General features: G+C 34.7%; 10 protein-coding genes. 6 read left to right on the top strand and 4 right to left on the bottom strand.

The annotated features are described in order from the left end of the window. Positions 1–33: 33 nt before the first annotated feature. Positions 34–2,151, bottom strand: a complete 2,118-nt coding sequence (locus FLV_RS11825) for a cation:proton antiporter (protein ID WP_243234051.1) — start codon at positions 2,149–2,151, stop codon at positions 34–36. A 3-nt stretch (positions 2,152–2,154) separates the two neighbouring features. Beyond that, positions 2,155–2,730, bottom strand: coding sequence for a hypothetical protein (locus tag FLV_RS11820; RefSeq protein WP_243234050.1), 576 nt, complete (start codon positions 2,728–2,730; stop codon positions 2,155–2,157). A 520-nt stretch (positions 2,731–3,250) separates the two neighbouring features. Between FLV_RS11820 and FLV_RS11815 the strand changes: the two genes are divergently transcribed. From FLV_RS11815 to FLV_RS11790, 6 genes are all read left to right on the top strand, one after another. Next, positions 3,251–5,416: an alpha-glucuronidase family glycosyl hydrolase gene (locus tag FLV_RS11815; protein WP_243234049.1), complete on the top strand. Its 2,166-nt coding sequence runs from the start codon at positions 3,251–3,253 to the stop codon at positions 5,414–5,416. Positions 5,417–5,469: 53 nt separating this feature from the next. After that, positions 5,470–6,585: an endo-1,4-beta-xylanase gene (locus tag FLV_RS11810; RefSeq protein ID WP_243234048.1), complete on the top strand. Its 1,116-nt coding sequence runs from the start codon at positions 5,470–5,472 to the stop codon at positions 6,583–6,585. A 674-nt stretch (positions 6,586–7,259) separates the two neighbouring features. Next, entirely contained in the window at positions 7,260–8,999 is a 1,740-nt protein-coding gene (locus tag FLV_RS11805) for a glycoside hydrolase family 43 protein (protein ID WP_243234047.1), read from the top strand. Positions 9,000–9,044: 45 nt separating this feature from the next. Then, positions 9,045–10,283, top strand: a complete 1,239-nt coding sequence (locus tag FLV_RS11800; RefSeq protein WP_243234046.1) for an SGNH/GDSL hydrolase family protein — start codon at positions 9,045–9,047, stop codon at positions 10,281–10,283. Between the two features lie 80 nt (positions 10,284–10,363). Continuing rightward, positions 10,364–11,227, top strand: coding sequence for a sialate O-acetylesterase (locus FLV_RS11795; RefSeq protein ID WP_243234045.1), 864 nt, complete (start codon positions 10,364–10,366; stop codon positions 11,225–11,227). A 54-nt stretch (positions 11,228–11,281) separates the two neighbouring features. Further along, the gene (locus FLV_RS11790) at positions 11,282–13,810 is read left to right on the top strand and encodes a glycosyl hydrolase 115 family protein (RefSeq protein WP_243234044.1); all 2,529 of its coding nucleotides are present in this window, start codon (positions 11,282–11,284) and stop codon (positions 13,808–13,810) included. Between the two features lie 127 nt (positions 13,811–13,937). Here FLV_RS11790 and FLV_RS11785 read toward each other — a convergent pair whose 3' ends face one another. Beyond that, on the bottom strand, positions 13,938–16,103 hold the full coding sequence (locus FLV_RS11785; RefSeq protein WP_243234043.1) for a beta-glucosidase: 2,166 nt from the start codon (positions 16,101–16,103) through the stop codon (positions 13,938–13,940). Positions 16,104–16,674: 571 nt separating this feature from the next. Next, the gene (locus tag FLV_RS11780) at positions 16,675–18,168 is read right to left on the bottom strand and encodes a RagB/SusD family nutrient uptake outer membrane protein (protein ID WP_243234042.1); all 1,494 of its coding nucleotides are present in this window, start codon (positions 18,166–18,168) and stop codon (positions 16,675–16,677) included. Between the last annotated feature and the right edge of the window lie 6 nt (positions 18,169–18,174).

The following is an 18,174-nucleotide window of genomic DNA, read 5'->3' as shown; positions in this document are numbered from 1 at the left end:
GAAAGGGGATTTTATTAAGAGCCTGTTTAAGTTTTATTTAAAAATTTTTCCAATAATCTTTCCAATATCGGCAAAATCATCGAGGTTGCTTACCGCTCTTTTTTCGGTAACGGTTTTGTCAATTTTTGAAAAAGGATAAATAAGAATATAATTATTGTTACTGAGATTTTTATTGAGGATTTCAGGGATATCCTGCATTTTTGAGAGATAAGAATCCATGCCTCTGTCTGCCATTAACAGAATCAAACCTTCGTCCTGATCTAAACCAAAAGCTGCTTCCTGGCCTTCCTGCCATGTTGTTATGGTATTAAAAACGGCTTCGATATTGGCTTTTTTAATAATACTTTTTAAAATATGATTTGTTTTTTCATTGGCATAAAAACTCATTTTTGCTCCTGAATTTTTACCAATATTCCAAACTCTCAGGAGTGAATGAAAAAAGCCCGGCTCACGTTCCGCATTTGGAGGAATGAGAACAGCATATTTTTTTATGGTTGCTACGGGCTGAATGGCGTGATAAATGATGATGTTAATTTGTTTATTGCGCAGATAACCGTTGTAAAGATTATAAAGAAAGGATGATGAAAACCCTTTTTCTTCTAATCCAATAATCAAATCGGTAATGTTTTGTTCCTTAACAACATTATTTATACCGGATACAACATCATTATCATATCGCGTAATTGGATTTAGTTTTACATCTGCTCCGGAAGCTATATTTACAGAGACTCCCAATAATTTTTCTGCATTTTTTGAGGATGATTCACTTTTGTCTTCATTGATAATATTTAATGCAAATAGTCCTTCTTTGTTAGTTTGTGTTTTTATCAGAAGGCCTAGGTTTACTAATTTCTCTACGGTATTTTCATGATTTAAGGCAATCAGAATATTTTCTTTTTCATGACCTGAACCTGCAACTGTTTCTTCTTTGTCAGAATCAGCTATCCTTTGCGCACTAGCCATTGAAACAAATGATGAAATCGTACAGGAAACCAATATCAGTAAAATACTTCCGTTAAGCACATGCTCATTCAACAGACGAATAGGTTCTCCGGCTTCATTTTCAGATAAAATAATGTTGTATCCCACCATAACAGCTGCTAATGTCGCTGCCGCAGATGCAGAACTCATTCCAAAAATAAGGGTGCCCTCGTCATTGGTAAGACTAAATGTTTTTTTTGTAAAATAAGCGGCCAAATATTTCCCTCCAATAGAAGCTGCAAGCATAACCGAGGCCACACCCAAAGTTTCCCAACTCTGAATAAAAGCATTAAAGTCAATCAGCATTCCTACACTGATTAGGAAAAAGGGTATAAAAATAGCATTTCCAACAAATTCTACCCGATTCATAAGTGAAGACGTATGCGGTATAAGCCGGTTTAGTGCAAGACCGGCAAAAAAGGCTCCGATAATCGCTTCAATTCCTGCTAATTCTGCTAATAATGAGGCAAGGTATATCATTACAATAACAAAAATATACTGTGAAATTTTATCCTCTACATTTTTAAAAAACCAGCGTGCAATAATTGGAAACACAAGTAAAACAATCAAAGCAAAAACTAACATAGATACTGATAATGTAACCCAGAAAGAAGTCCCAACCTCTCCTTGGGACATACCTACTACCACAGCCAATACGAGAAGTGAGAGCACATCTGTAATCATTGTTCCGCCAACCGTAATATTAACGGCCAGTTTTTTAGCAATTCCCAGTTTGCTAACCATTGGATATACGATAAGAGTGTGAGATGAAAAAAGACTGGCAAAAAGTACAGATGTCAGAAACGAAAAATGTAATATGTAGTAACCGCCAATGAGCCCAAGAATAAAGGGGACAGCAAAGGTGTAAAGTGAAAAAGTAATGCTCTTCCATTTATTCTTTTTAAAATCGCCCATATCAATTTCAAGCCCTGCCAGAAACATAATATAAAGAAGCCCGGTTGTTCCTGTTACCACAATACTGCTGTCCCGGGCCAGAATATTAAATCCGTTTGGGCCTATTACCGCACCGGCTATGATAAGGCCTAAAAGGTGAGGTACTTTTATTTTGTTCAATAAAAGCGGAATACACAAAATTATGATAAGTTCGATAAGGTATTTCAGTAATGGATCTTCAATAGGAAGACTGATGTGTTGTATATTTAATAACATAAATTATTTCTTTTGAGGAAGGGTAAGTTCTACTGAAAATCTTGCGGTGCAATTATCCTGTCCGGTAATTGTCTGAGTGCCTTTAATGACATTTTCCTGTATGTCATCAAGTACTACATTGATCTTTGTTTTATTTTTTGAAATACTGTCACTATTAAATTCAAGCTGTATTTTATCCTGAATATATTTTGCTTTAAGTACACGGATGAGTTTTTTGTTGCTTAAAACATTAGTATAAATTCCTGTAGAATCAGTCAAAAACTGCCAGGATTCATTGCGTTGATCTCCAATTACATATTGATTGCAATTAGATTCTCTGCAAAGCATTTTACTGTTCCAGATGCCCTGAATATTTTTTGGCCATTCTTTCAGATGTTCGTTGCCAACTTTCACATTGTCTTTTAAGGCTATAATGCTGTCGCGGAATAAAACCAGTGACTGATATTCTGTTTCTTTGTCAGCTAGTTGTTCTTCCCTTACCATTAAAGCTTTTTCTCTGTTTTGTAATTCGAGTTCTTTTTTATTTTCGCATGAAATAAATAGCGATGGAATAAATAATAGTAGAAGATTTTTTTTCATGAAACAGGTTTTGTGATTTATATTTTATTCAAATAAAAATTACACAGTTACAGTGTAAAATAAAACTTAGGTTCTACAAGTTACTAAATTAATTGCGATGAAACCAGTTTTTGATTATTAACATTTAAGCTATCTTGATTTTTGTTGAATAAAATCGTTGGATAAATTTGATTTTAAAAATGCTCTTAACGGATACGCAAGTCTTCCATAAGGATCTGATTTATATAGTTTTTTCTAATAGATCAGCTGCTTTTTTGTACAGGCAGTTTTTCTATTGAGATGGGTTCCTCCGGGATTCATAAATGCCATATTTTTTCGTTATTATTTTTAATTAGCGATTAAAAAAACATTTTTAATTTTTTTATTGCCTTATTTTTGTATTTTAGCACAACCGATTGCGAAGAGGTAAATATTTTTAATAATATATTTTTTTTAGCATTTATTGTAGTAAATAGTGTGTTTTTAAAATATAATTTGCTATTTGTATAAAAATTGAAATTTGTAAAAGAGAGAAAATAAAATGACACCTGTAAAAAAGACTTTTTTCATATTCATTGTATTGGCTTTTGCGGCTTGTTGGCCAGCAGCAGCTCAAAAAGATTATAAATTATGGTTGCAGTATGAAAAGAAAACCGATTCAGGAATAATTTCAGAATATCGGTCAAATATTAAAGGGATAATTTCATTAGAAAATACAGAAACTTCAAAAATAGCTGTAAATGAATTAAAAGATGCTTTGGATGAAATGTTAGGCAGTAAAATTCAAGCAGCAACAAAAGTAGAAGGTGATAATAAAATAATTGTAGGTTCAAAATCGGTATTAAGTGCTGAAATTCAAAATTTAGTTGGTTCAGATTTTGAACTCATAAATGACGAAGGTTTTATTATTAAATCGATTTCCATAAAAAATAAAAACCATATTGTCATTACAGCTAAAAAGGACATAGGAGTTTTATACGGTGTTTATAATTTTCTGAAATTGATTCAAACAGATAAATCCATCAAAAATTTAAACATTGTTGATTCACCAAAAACCAATATTCGAATCTTGAATCATTGGGATAATTTAGACCGAACGGTAGAGCGCGGTTACGCCGGTTTTTCTTTATGGAATTGGCAAAAACTGCCTGATTTTATTGACCAGCGTTATATTGATTATGCGAGAGCAAATGCGTCAATTGGAATTAACGGAACAGTTTTGACCAATGTAAATGCAAATGCTTTAATCTTAACCCCTCAATATTTAGAGAAAGTTGAAGCTTTGGCTAATGTATTCAGACCTTACGGAATAAAAGTGTATCTAACAGCCCGTTTTTCGGCACCAATCGAAATTGGAGGTTTAAAAACAGCAGATCCAAAAGATACTGATGTTGCGAATTGGTGGAAAAATAAAGCAAAGGAAATTTATAAAAGAATTCCGGATTTTGGAGGTTTTTTGGTAAAAGCAAATTCAGAAGGTCAGCCAGGGCCACAAAATTACGGAAGAGATCATGTTGACGGGGCAAACATGCTGGCAGATGCTGTTGCACCATTTGGAGGTGTAATTATGTGGAGGGCTTTTGTATATTCTGAACATGATGCCAATGACAGGGCAAAACAGGCTTACGCCGAATTTGTTCCTTACGACGGAAAATTCAAAGAAAATGTAATTGTTCAGGTAAAAAACGGAGCGATTGATTTTCAGCCCAGAGAACCTTTTCATCCTATGTTTGGTGCTATGCCGAAAACGCCTTTGATGATGGAGTTTCAAATTACACAGGAATATTTAGGTTTTAGCACGCATTTGGTTTTTCTTCCTAAATTATTTCAGGAAGTTTTAGAAGCCGACACGTATCAAAAAGGAAAAGGAACAACGGTTGCCAAAGTGATTGACGGTTCTTTTACAAAAACCAAATTGACGGGAATCGCCGGAGTTTCTAATATTGGAAATGATTTAAACTGGACCGGACATCCTTTTGCACAGGCGAATTGGTACGGCTTTGGAAGATTGGCATGGAATCCGGGTTTAGATTCGGAAGTGATTGCTGATGAATGGCTGAGGTGTACATTTTCGAATGATGAAAACTTTATTAAACCGGTAAAAAAAATGATGATTGAATCGCGTGAAGCTGTTGTCAGTTACATGACACCGCTTGGTTTGCATCATATTATGGATACGGGGCATCATTATGGTCCGGGACCGTGGGTTTCGAATTTGTCAAGACCGGAATGGAATCCGGTATATTATCACAAAGCAGATAAAAACGGAATTGGTTTTGACCGCTCTAAAACCGGAACCAATGCCACAGCACAATATGCTCCCGAAGTTGAGAAACGGTTTGATAATGTAGAAACCTGTCCTGAAAAAGATTTATTATGGTTTCATCATGTTGCCTGGGATTATAAATTAAAAAATGGTCAGACTCTTTGGAATGGTTTGGCTTTAAAGTATCAGGAAGGTGTAGATCAGGTAAAAAGCATGCAGAATGTCTGGAATAAAACCGAAAAATATATTGATGAGGAACGTTTTAAAGAGATTCAGATGTTACTGGAAATTCAATATAAAGAAGCAAAATGGTGGCGGGATGCATGTTTACTTTATTTTCAACAATATTCGGGTAAAGAATTGCCGGTCGGAGTGGAGAAACCCGTACAATCTTTAGAATATTTTCAAGCATTAAAATTTCCTTTTGCACCGGGAAATTAATATTCAACAAATATCCTGCAATTTTACATTTATAAATCATGAACCCTATAAAAATGAGATTAACTAATCACTATTTACTGCTTTTGTCTTTGATAATTTTGGGCAGCTGTAATGCAAAAAAAGAAAAGAATGCTGTTTCATTGAAAGACAGCTATAAAAATGACTTTTATATTGGAACTGCTTTAGATACCAATCAAATTAAAGAAAAAAATGTAAAAGAGGATTCTCTAATAAAAAAAGAGTTTAACGCTATAACTGCAGAAAATATCATGAAATCGATGTATATGCATCCTGCAAAAGACAAATATGATTTTGCCTTGTCTGATAAATTTGTTGTTTATGGCGAGAAAAATAAAATGTTTGTTCACGGACATACTTTAATATGGCACAGTCAATTGGCTCCCTGGATGACTGAAATTAAAGATAGTACAGAAATGAAGGCTTTTATGAAAGATCATATCACGACAATCGTTTCTAAATACAAAGGAAGAATTGATTCATGGGATGTAGTCAATGAAGCGTTGAATGAAGACGGGACATTAAGAAAATCAGTTTTTTTGAATACGCTTGGAGAGCAATACCTTGTTGATGCTTTTAAATTGGCTGCCGCAGCTGATCCAAAAGCAGATTTGTATTATAACGATTACAATAATGAAGAACCAGCCAAAAGAGAAGGCAATATTAATTTGATCAAAAAAATCAAAGCAGCAGGCGGAAAAGTTGATGGAGTAGGGATTCAGGCGCACTGGCGATTAGATAGTCCTTCTATAGAGATGATTGAAGAAAGTATTTTGGCGTATTCTGCTTTGGGTTTAAAAGTAGCTTTTACCGAATTGGATATTACCGTTTTACCAAATCCTTGGGATTTAAAAGGGGCAGATATTAATCAAAATTTTGAAGGAAGTGCCAAAATGAACCCTTATCCAGAAAAACTTCCTGACTCAGTACAGGTTAAGCTTGCTGAGCGTTATGCTTCAATTTTTAAATTGTTCCTAAAACATAAAGATAAAATTAGCAGGGTAACATTGTGGGGAGTTCATGACGGACAATCCTGGTTAAATGACTGGCCAATAAAAGGAAGGACAAATTACCCTCTGTTATTTGATAAAGAGCTAAAACCCAAAAAAGCTTATCAAAGTGTATTGAAGTTAAAAGAAACAAAAGAATAAGAGGGGATAGATTTAATGTTAATAAAAGTAGTAGAAAGCTCGTTGGAGTGCAATTATTAAAAACGTCAGTTCGAGGTTTAATTTTTTTTACAAAAAAGCAATATAAAATGAGGTTACAACGTCTCGTCAGTTCGAGTGAATTTTCTGAAAATGCAATAGTTTTTTCAGAAAATTTGCATCGAGAACTATTTTTTTAATAAAAACGTCAGTTCGAGTGTTTTTTGTGTAGAGAAACGAAACAAAAAATGTATCGAGAACCGTTTTTGATTATAATTTTTCTGTTCTCGATATAATTTTCTATCGAAAATCACTCGAACTGACGAAAAATTATCATCAAAAACTAATTACACCTAACAGGTTAGTAGAAAAAATGCTTGTTAACCTGAGTTCGATTATTATTAAATAGCCTCCAGCTTCAGCTGGAGAACTTATAGTTTAGTTAAAAAGGCTTTAACCAAATAAAAAGAGTGTTGATTTTTTGGCTAAAGCCAGATTGTCTTTCTAAAACTCAATAAACCTCCAGCTAAAGCAGGAGGCAATTAATATACTTTTTTATTGGTCTAATAATCGAACTGAGGTTGTTAAATAAAAATAGTAAACGAGTTGGCATGAAATCGAATATTTTTAAAGAGAGCATGATATTTATAAAGTGATTTTAATACAAATTTATACGCATGAAGCAGCAACATTTTTTTTTCTTACAAGCATTATCATTATTGTTTTTTTTCTCCTTCAATGATATAAAAGCTCAGGATACTCACTCAAAAAAGAAAACTGAAAGAAGCCCTGTTTTTTCTAATGTTATGTATCAGGGAGATGATAATATTTATAAAAATAATCCATTAAAACAGGATGAGTTTTATTCACCGGTTTTGCAAGGATGTTATCCGGATCCGGCCATTACAAGGAAAGGAGATGACTATTACATGACCTGCTCTTCATTTGCGATGTTTCCGGGCGTGCCTATTTTTCATTCTAAAGATTTAGTAAATTGGACTGACTTGGGAGGCGTATTAAATAAGGTTTCAGAATTTAATCCTCACGACACAGATATCAGAGGAGGAGTATATGCACCAGGAATAACTTACAATCCTCATAATGATACTTTCTATATGATTGTAACTGCTTTTACAGGAAAAATGGGCAATATCATAGCAAAGACAAAAGATCCCAAAAAAGGATGGGGAAGTCCTGTAAAATTAGATTTTGGAGGAATTGATCCTTGCATCTTTTTTGATGATAACGGAAAAGGGTATGTGGTTCATAACGATGCACCGGATAAAGGAAAAGAATTATATGAAGGGCATCGTGTGATTAAAGTTTGGGAATATGATCTTGAAAACGATAAAGTAATCGCAGGGACAGACAAAATTATAGTAGATGGAGGCGTTGATATTTCTAAAAAACCAATATGGATCGAAGCGCCTCATTTGTATAAAAAAGACGGACGTTATTATTTAATGTGTGCCGAAGGAGGAACGGGAGATGATCATAGCGAAGTTATTTTTGTTAGTGACAGTCCAAAAGGACCTTTTAAACCAGCATCGAATAATCCGATCCTTACACAAAGATATTTTCCAAATGACAGAGCTAATAAAGTAGACTGGACTGGACATGCAGATTTGATTCTGGGACCTGATAATAAATATTATGGCGTATTTTTAGGTGTTCGGCCTAATGACAAGAACAGGGTAAATACAGGACGTGAAACTTTTATGCTGCCTGTAGACTGGTCAGGTGTTTTTCCGGTTTTTGAAAACGGATTATTGCCTCTGGAGCCAAAAATAAAAATGCCTAAAGGAGTTACTGAAAACAAAACGGGTAAGGATGGATTTTTTCCTAACGGAAATTTTACGTTTGTCGAAAATTTTACATCTGAAAAATTAGATTACAGATGGATAGGGCTTAGAGGACCTCGCGAAAATTTTATTTCGCTAACTAAAAAAGGACTGCAGATTACTCCTTTTGAAGTAAATATTAAGGAACTGAAACCAACTTCGACACTTTTTTACAGACAAATGCACAATACTTTTTCTTTTGCATCAACAATAGATTATAAACCGGTTTCTCAAAAGGATCTTGCAGGAATTGTATGTTTACAGAGTGAGCGTTTTAATTATGTTTTTGGAATAACAAAAAAAGGTAAAGATACCTATATTTTGTTGGAAAGAACAGAAAATGGACAATCAAAAATTATTGCCAGCACTAAAATCGAAATTAAAAAGCCAATTCGTCTTCAGGTAAAAGCAAAAGGTGACAGTTATGAGTTTAGTTATTCCCTAAATGATGTTGATTTCGAAAATTTAGGAGGAAGTGTTTCCGGAGATATACTTTCTACAAATATCGCAGGAGGTTTTACAGGAGCATTGGTAGGATTATATGCTACTGCTGCAAATGATGCGCAGGCAGAATAAAAGTATTGAATTTTGCCTTGATTATAAAGGAATTAATAGTTACACATGAAAAGAAGATATTTTAAAATTTTATTGTTTTTACCTTTCTTCCTTTTGGTTTTGGGATGTAAGTCTACTCAGTCATCTGCAAAAGAAGCAGGCAGATCAAATACAAAAAAATGGGTTGGTACATGGGCAACAGCACAACAGCTTGTAGAACCAAATAATAGGGCTCCTGCACCGGGTCTGTCAGAAAATACGCTTCGACAGATTATAAGGGTTTCAATAGGAGGAAAGCATCTGCGGCTGCGTTTTTCTAATATATTCAGTGATCAGTCAACTACTCTTAAATCGGTAAGTGTTGCCAATGTAGTTGCTGCTCCGGGTATAGATGTAGCAAGTCAAAAAGTACTACATTTCAACGGAAATCCAGGGGTAACAATAATGCCTGAACAAGAAGCGTTTTCAGATGCCTTTGATTTTGATTTAAAACCAGGTCAGCTTTTAGCCATTACCATTCATTACGGATCAGTTGCTGAAAAAACATCCGGACATCCCGGCTCCCGAACGACTTCTTATCTTTTAGAAGGTGATAATCTTGCAAATGCTGCTTTTTCAGGAGCGATAAAAACAGATCACTGGTATTCTATAATGGGAGTAGATGTTAATGCTGCAAAGAACTCTGCTAATATTGTCTGTCTTGGAAATTCCATTACAGATGGGCGTGGATCCGGAACAAACAAGCAAAACAGATGGACAGATATCTTATCTGCCCGATTGCTGGCGAATAAAAAAACGGATCTGATAGGAGTTTTGAATTTAGGAATAGGAGGAAACTGTGTCGTTAAAGGAGGATTGGGGCCAACAGCATTAGATCGTTTTGAAAGGGATGTATTATCTCACAAAGGCACAAAATGGTTAATACTCCTGGAAGGGATCAACGATATTGGAGGAATTAAAAACCCTGAAGATGCACCGGCAAAAGCTCAGGAACTAATTGAAGCTTATAAAGTCATGATTGATAAAGCACATGCCAAGGGAATCAAAGTGTATGGCTGTACTATTTTGCCTTTTGAGAAATCCTTCTACGATGCGCCTTACAGACAGGAAGCAAGAGATGTCGTAAATACATGGATTCGAAATAGTAACGCTTTTGATGCCGTAATTGATTTTGATAAGGCAATGGTTTCAGAAATTGGTTCGAAAACGATTTTATCTAACCTGCATGACGGTGACTTCCTACATCCAAATGAATCTGGCTATCTCAGAATGGGAGATGCTGTAAATTTGGATTTATTTAAATAAAATACTGCTGTTTTGGATTTGACTACTGTTTTTTTTAATCCGAATTTTAAATAATTTTTGATAATAAAACATTCATAATTATGAAATTAACAATTAAATTTTTTGCATTTGCTGTCTTTTTTTTGATAATACAAAAAGGATATTCTCAGGATCCTGATTTTCATGTTTATTTAAGTTTAGGCCAATCCAACATGGAAGGATACGCTAAAATAGAACCAAAAGATACAGTGAGCGTCAATAATCGTTTTCAGGTTTTAGAGGCGGTAAATTGTCCTGAAATTGGGCGTAAAACAGGTAATTGGTACACAGCTGTACCGCCATTATGCCGCTGTAATACAGGTTTGACACCAGTTGATTATTTTGGAAGGAATATGATAGCCAATCTTCCTGAAAATATAAAAATAGGGGTTATAAATGTAGCTATTGGCGGATGTAAAATTGAACTTTTCGATAAAGATAAATCTGAAAATTATATTACAACAGCACCCGACTGGATGAAAGGAATAATAAAACAATATGACGGAAATCCTTATAAAAGACTTGTGGAAATGGCAAAAATTGCACAGAAAAAAGGAGTGATTAAGGGAATTTTGCTGCATCAGGGAGAATCTAATACAGGTGATACCCTTTGGCCTCAAAAAGTAAAAATTGTGTATGATAATTTAATGAGAGATCTGAATCTGGATCCGAAAAAAGTACCTTTGCTTTCGGGCGAAACAGTAAATGAGGACCAGAATGGTAAATGTGGAAGCATGAATAAAATTATTGGCACACTGCCTCATACGATAGCGAACTCTTATGTAATTTCATCCAAAGGATGCACTGCCGAGCCGGATTTTTTACACTTTAATGCAGCAGGTTACAGAGAACTGGGAAAACGTTATGCCGAAAAAATGCTTTCGTTATCAGGATATAAATTCTTAAAAAGTGTAGAGACAGAATAAAAGCGCTGTCTTGTTTTGATCAATTTATCAATTAAAGATTTAATAAAAAGTACAATGAATAGAGTATCAGCATATATCATAACACTTCTTATAACCTTTAGTTTTAATTTGTCAAAGGCATCTCAGCCTTTTATAACCACACAAAAAAGCGGGGATGTTGTTGTACTGAGCGAGAAATCAACACAACTTTCTTTTTTTGTAAATATCGGAATGGATGCTGGTGTGTTGCGTGCAATAAGTAATCTACAGTCTGATTTTGAAAAAGTTACGGGTAATAAACCGGTTGTTTTTAATCAGAGTCCAAATTCGTCTTCGCCGTTGATTATCATTGGAACAATCGGAACCAATTCTATCATTGAAGATTTAATAAAACAGAAAAAAATTGACGGAAAGTTACTTAAGGGAAAAAATGAAAAGTTTATTATTCAAAACATAAAAAATCCATTTAAAGGAGTAGAAGAAGCCATTGTGATTGCAGGAAGTGATAAACGAGGAACAATCTACGGAATTTATGAAATGTCCAGACAAATTGGTGTTTCTCCCTGGCACTATTGGGCTGATGTGCCTGTAGAACATAAAGAAAATATTTATTTTGCAAAAGGAATATACAGTGATGGAGAACCTGCCGTACAATACAGGGGAATTTTTATCAACGATGAAGCTCCGGCATTAAGCGGCTGGGCTAAAGCCAGATTTGGAGGTTTTAATAGCAAATTCTATGAAAAAGTTTTCGAATTACTGCTTCGGTTAAAAGCCAATTATATGTGGCCGGCCATGTGGGGAAATGCTTTTTATGATGATGATCCGGCCAGCGGACCTTTAGCCAATGAAATGGGTATTATCATCGGGACTTCTCATCACGAACCTATGGCTTTGGCTCAGACAGACTGGCATCGGTATATCAAAAAAAAGAATCTTCAGAATGTTTGGGATTATGGTAAAAATAAAGCAGTTTTAGACGAATTTTGGAAAGGAGGAATCGAGCGCAGCATAAATTGGGAAAAACTGGTAACCGTAGGAATGCGCGGAGACGGGGATGAAGCAATGAGCGAAGGAACTAATATAAGCCTGCTGGAGAATATTGTAAAAGAACAGCGTAAAATTATTGCTGAGGTTACCCATAAAAAAGCCGAAAAAACACCTCAGGTATGGGCATTGTACAAGGAAGTACAGGATTATTATGATCTTGGAATGCGTGTTCCTGACGATGTTATTCTACTGTTCTGCGATGATAATTGGGGAAATGTCCGTAAACTTCCTGATCTGACAAAGCCTTCGCATAAAGGCGGTTACGGAATGTATTATCATTTTGATTATGTAGGAGGGCCAAGAAATTCTAAATGGATAAATATAAGTCCGATACAAAGAGTCTGGGAACAAATGAATCTTACCTATGAACATGGTGTCGATAAAATCTGGATTGTCAATGTGGGAGATCTTAAACCAATGGAATTCCCGATCAGTTTCTTTTTAGAAATGGCATGGAATCCTGAGAAGTTCAACTCTCAGAATCTTTTTGAATTCACCGAAAAATGGGCGGTTGATCAGTTTAGAAAAAAACACGCAAAAGAAATTGCAAGGCTATTAAATACGTATCCAAAATTCAATAGAAGGGTTACACCTGAAATGCTGGACAGCAATACGTACAGTCTTGAAAATTATAATGAGTTTCAAGCCGTAGTAAATGAATATAAAAACCTGGCACTTGATGCTTACCGAGTTTACAATGATATTCCAAAGGAATACAAGGATGCCTATTTTCAATTGGTATTATATCCGATAGATGCCTGCAGCAACCTTTACGAAATGTATTTTGCCCAGGCCAATAACAGAAAACTGGCGTCAGAAAAAAATATTTTAGCCAACACTTTTGCAGATCAGGTAAAAAGTAATTTTGAAAGAGATTCTGTTCTTCAAAATAAATACAATAACGAAATTTCTGGAGGAAAATGGACGCATATCATGGATCAGATGAGAATTGGATATAAAAGCTGGCACGATGAACCCAAAAATATCCTTCCAAATGTGACTTATATTTCCGGAAAAGAGAAACCAGGAGTAAAAGTATTCAAAGAAAAAGACGGCTATGTTGCTATCGAAGCAGAACATTTTTCTGCATTAAACAATTCAGACAAGATTCATTGGGAAATAATACCTGATTTTGGAAAAACAAAAAGCGGAATCACAACATTTCCACAAAGTAAATATCCGAATCAGAACGAAAATATTTTTGTTGAATACGAAATAGATTTTGCTTCAAGCGGAGATTTTGATGTAGAATTGCTTTTGGCTCCAACCCTTAACTTTAACAGCAATAAAGGTCTTCGTTATGAGGTTTCTTTTGATGGAGAAAAGCCACAGGTTGTAAATTTTAATGGGCATTATCGGGGTGAATTAGGAAAATGGCAGGCTGAGCACCTGATACATTCTCTTTCTAAACACTCAATTTCAAAAGCTGGTAAACATGTTTTACGTTTTCGTGTATTGGATCCCGGAATAGTTTTGCAGAAAATTTTGATAAATACCGGAGGATTGAAGCCTTCTTATTTAGGACCGCCTGAAAGTGAAGTAATTTCTAAATAAAATTTTTAAATTATTGAATTAAATAAATTTGAAAACAAATAATAGAATAATACAGTTCGCCCCCAAACGAATTATATTATTCCATATATTTGTTTTTAAGTGATAGCTTAAGTGTTTTTTAAGAAATTTATTGTACTGTAACAGCCAGAGTACTCATAATATTTTTAGCAGATGTAGCGGTATAAAGAATAAATTCGCCGGATTCAATTTTCCAGCCGGAAGTTTTTTCATCGTAAAAGGCAAGGTCTTTTACTTTCACTTTTAAATCAACTGTTTTTTGTTCTCCCGGTGCCAGAAATATTTTATCAAATGCTTTTAATTCTTTTTTAGGTCTTAAAACAGAAGCTTTTGTCTGACCTGCATACAATTGAACGACTTCAGCACCGTTCGTTTTTCCTGTATTTTTGATATTAAATTTTACTGTTATTTCATCATTAACACCATAGACCTTTTTGTCAGTAACAACATTAGAAATTTCAAAAGAAGTGTATGAAAGACCATAACCAAAAGGATATTGAGGTTCAATTTCTTTAGTATCAAACCAGCGGTACCCTACCAGAATATCTTCATCGTAATTCACTTTTAAATCATGTCCCGGATATGCACCCAAGGCATGAGCAGGAGACTGGCTTAAAGTAACCGGAATAGTAAAAGGCAGTTTTCCTGAAGGAAATTCTTTGCCGCTTAAAACATCAACAACAGCATTACCGGCTTCCATTCCGCCGTACCATCCCCAAACTAAGGCCGGAACACGGGATTCAATACCTGCCAGTTCAAGTGGAGAACCAGCAATAATTACCACAATCGTTTTTGGATTTGCTTTGGCTACTTCCTGAATCAAAGTTTCTTGTCCGTAAGGTAAACGCATGTGCAGTCTGTCAAATGATTCCGAATCAAAATCATGGTTTAAACCTGCAAAGACAATCGCTATATCCGATTTTTTGGCTTGAGCAACGGCTTCATCGATTAATTTCCAGTCTACTTTATCTGTATTTAATTGTCCGTCACTGCTTCTTTCCACTACATGAGATTGCTTTTCATATCCTTGTGCAAAATTGATTTGCATCGACTTTCCGTATTTATTGGTTATAGCCTGTAATGGTGTTATTTCATATAAAGCTTTGATTTCTGAACTAAATCCACCACCACAATGCGTGCGTGTAGCATTATCACCAATGATAGCTACTGATTTTAAGGCACTCATATTTAAAGGCAGCGTTTTCTTTTCGTTTTTTAATAAGACAACTGATTCTACTGCAGAACGATAGGCAGCCTGCTGATGTTCTTTTGTGTTTAAAGAGCCAGTTATGCGAGTTTGAGGATCTAAAACTTTTGTTTTAATCATGACTCTCAATATATTTGCCACTTTTTCATTCACTACGCTTTCTTTTATACGTCCTTCTTTTACCGCTTTAATCAAAGGATCAGCAAAATACCAGTCATTGTAGTTTTCTTTTTCGGTTCCCATTTCTAAATCTAAACCCGCCAGAGTTGCTTTTTCAGTACTGTGTACGGCATCCCAATCAGACATGTAAACCCCTTTAAAATTAAATTCATTTCGCAAAAGGGTTCGTCCCAAATAATCATTTTCGGTACAATATTCCCCTCTGAATTTGTTATAAGCCCCCATAACTCCCAATGCTCCGGCATCAACAATTGAGGACTTGAAGCCCGGTAAATAAATTTCTCTTAAAGCTCTTTCGCTCATATTGACATCTACTACAAAACGATTTTCTTCCTGATTGTTGGCTACAAAATGTTTCACACAGGCAGCAACATCTTTTGTTTGCAAAGCCTGAATATAATTTATTGAAAGTTGAGAAATAAGAAAAGGGTCTTCACTCAGGTACTCAAAGTTTCTTCCACAAAGCGGAGAACGAATGATGTTGATTCCCGGGCCAAGTAAAACATCTTTTTTGCGAAAACGTGCTTCTTCGCCCAACACAATACCACGTTGTTTAGCCAGTTCCAGATTCCAGCTTGCAGCCATAGCTGTTCCCGGAGGAAAGCAGGTAGATGAATCATTAGTTTGTCCTGTATATTTCCAGTTATGTCGATTCATTTCTGCCCTGACGCCATGTGGACCATCAGATAAAGCCCATTCCGGAATTCCAAGATGTTTTATCTCTTCGGTGTAAAATTTAGAATTTCCATGCAGCATACCGACTTTTTCTTTTAAAGTCATTTTTTTAATTAACTTTTGAATTCTTTTTTCGACAGCATTATCTGTTTGTGAAAAAGAACTTTGAAAAAATACTGAAAACAAAACAATAGCCATAAATCGTAATCTCATTTTATATGTTTTAGAAAACCTTATTGGTTAAATTAAATAATTTGATTTTTTTATGATAAATGGGAAATAACCCAATTTAAAAGTTCTCAAAAATAGAGGAATGGAGCATATTGGACTCGTACAAATCGAGCATTTTATATAATAAATGAAGCAGAATTGAATGACATCGATTTTAATTTTCCGGTTCTGGCTAAAATAGTTCACACCCGATCATTAATGTGAAATTTTATAGCATCTGATATAACAAAGACCAAAGAAAAGACGGAACAATTGAACGAAACTATGACACGGAAATCAATAAGTAAACCATTACTTAATAAAGTTTAGAATAAAAAACGGGTAGACAACTTGTACTTATCAATTACAATACAAAGTGATCAGATAATTTTTTTAGAAAATTTTATAAAGTAGATGTCCTTACTGCAAAATTTCATAAAGAAAATTGCAGTACAGATATTTATTTGCTGAAAGTCAAAAATAGAATTAATACATAAATAAAGTAACCGCCTCAATTTGTATTGAGACGGCTACTTTTCAACTACTAACTCAACCTAACTAACTTAAATCTTTATTAAAAACCAGGATTATTATCACTTGGTTTAATAAGGGGGTTTGAAGATGTTTCCCTATTAGGTATTGGCCATAACTCATTTTTACCAACTGTAAAACCAGTTGCCTGTAGCTCTGTACTGGCAATTCCCCATCTGATAATATCATCAAAACGACTTTGCTCACCGGCAAATTCTACCTTACGTTCATGAATGATTGCTTTAAAAACATCATCTTTTGTTGCATTAATTACTGTTAATAAACCTGCTCTGTCCCTAACTTCTTTAATGTATGCAATAGCAGCTGTTTGTGAACCTCCTGTTCTTTGGTTTTCGCATTCTGCTTTCATTAGCAATACATCTGCATAACGCATAACCTTGAAGTTAATACTTGATTGTACTGCTTCATCAAGCTTTCTGTAATAATTTTGATACTTTTTCCACCCGGAATTTCTAAGACCTTCAGATGTAGTAAAATCAGATGCTTTCATAGTTTCAGTTCCATTTAAATATTTAGATCCTGGTACATAAAAAGTATCTCCAAAACGCAAATCACCAGTTTCGTAAGAATTTAATAACTCATCCGCCGGATATACATTGTACCAGCTTAAATTACCGTATTCCTGCCCTCTAAGGGTTGACTCTTCAAAACCAGTTCCGCCGCTATTACCAGCATCGCCCCACTTATCACCAACTCCATTTTTTTCATCAAATCCAATTTCAAAAATAGATTCTTTGCCATGCTCATTTTCTTCTGTAAAGTTGTTGAAAAAGTTTCCTTTATCTTCAAGGCTAAATCCTGTTACCTTATTAAGTGCAACTAAAGCTTCATCATATTTCTTTTCATATAATAGTACTTTACCCAAATAAGCATAAGCGGCTTCTTTAGTTGCTCTGCCTTTTTCTTCTACATCCTTAGACAAAAGATTTTGAGAAGCAAATTGTAAATCCTCCTTAATTAAGGTATAAACATCAGCTTTAGGGCTTCTGGCTGCGCTGATAATAGTTTGTTTTTTATAAATTGGCAAATCACCAAAACGATTCACTAAGAGAAAATAGTAATAGGCTCTTAAAAAATGTGCTTCACCTAAAAATTTATTCTTTTTTTCCTGAGTTAAAATTCTATCCGGTAAAGCATTTATCTTTTCCTCATTATCTAATACAAAATTTGCTCTGGATATTCCCAGAAAACAAGATTCCCAATAATATTGAATGATATCGTTACCGGCATTAAAAGAAAAATCATGGAAGGGTTTTTTGTTACCTTCTAATTGAGGATTTGGTGACGTATCCTGACTCATAAGATCCATCGCAAAGGAGAGATTTCGTCCATATAATCCCCTTGTCTGTAAATTTGCATAAGCCGCGTTTACAGCAGATTTTACCTGTGCTTCAGTTGTAAAGAAGGTTTCAGGGCGTAATGTGTTTGGATTATTTAATTCTAAATCCGAAGTGTCACATGAATTTATTGTAAAAATTCCGAACACGATTGTAACTATATATACTATTTTTTTCATCATTTT

The organism is Flavobacterium pectinovorum (assembly GCF_022802975.1).
In the GTDB taxonomy this organism is placed as follows: Bacteria; Bacteroidota; Bacteroidia; order Flavobacteriales; family Flavobacteriaceae; genus Flavobacterium; species Flavobacterium pectinovorum_B.
The sequence above is the reverse complement of the archived record's forward strand: the minus strand, read 5'-3'. Positions and strand labels throughout refer to the sequence as shown.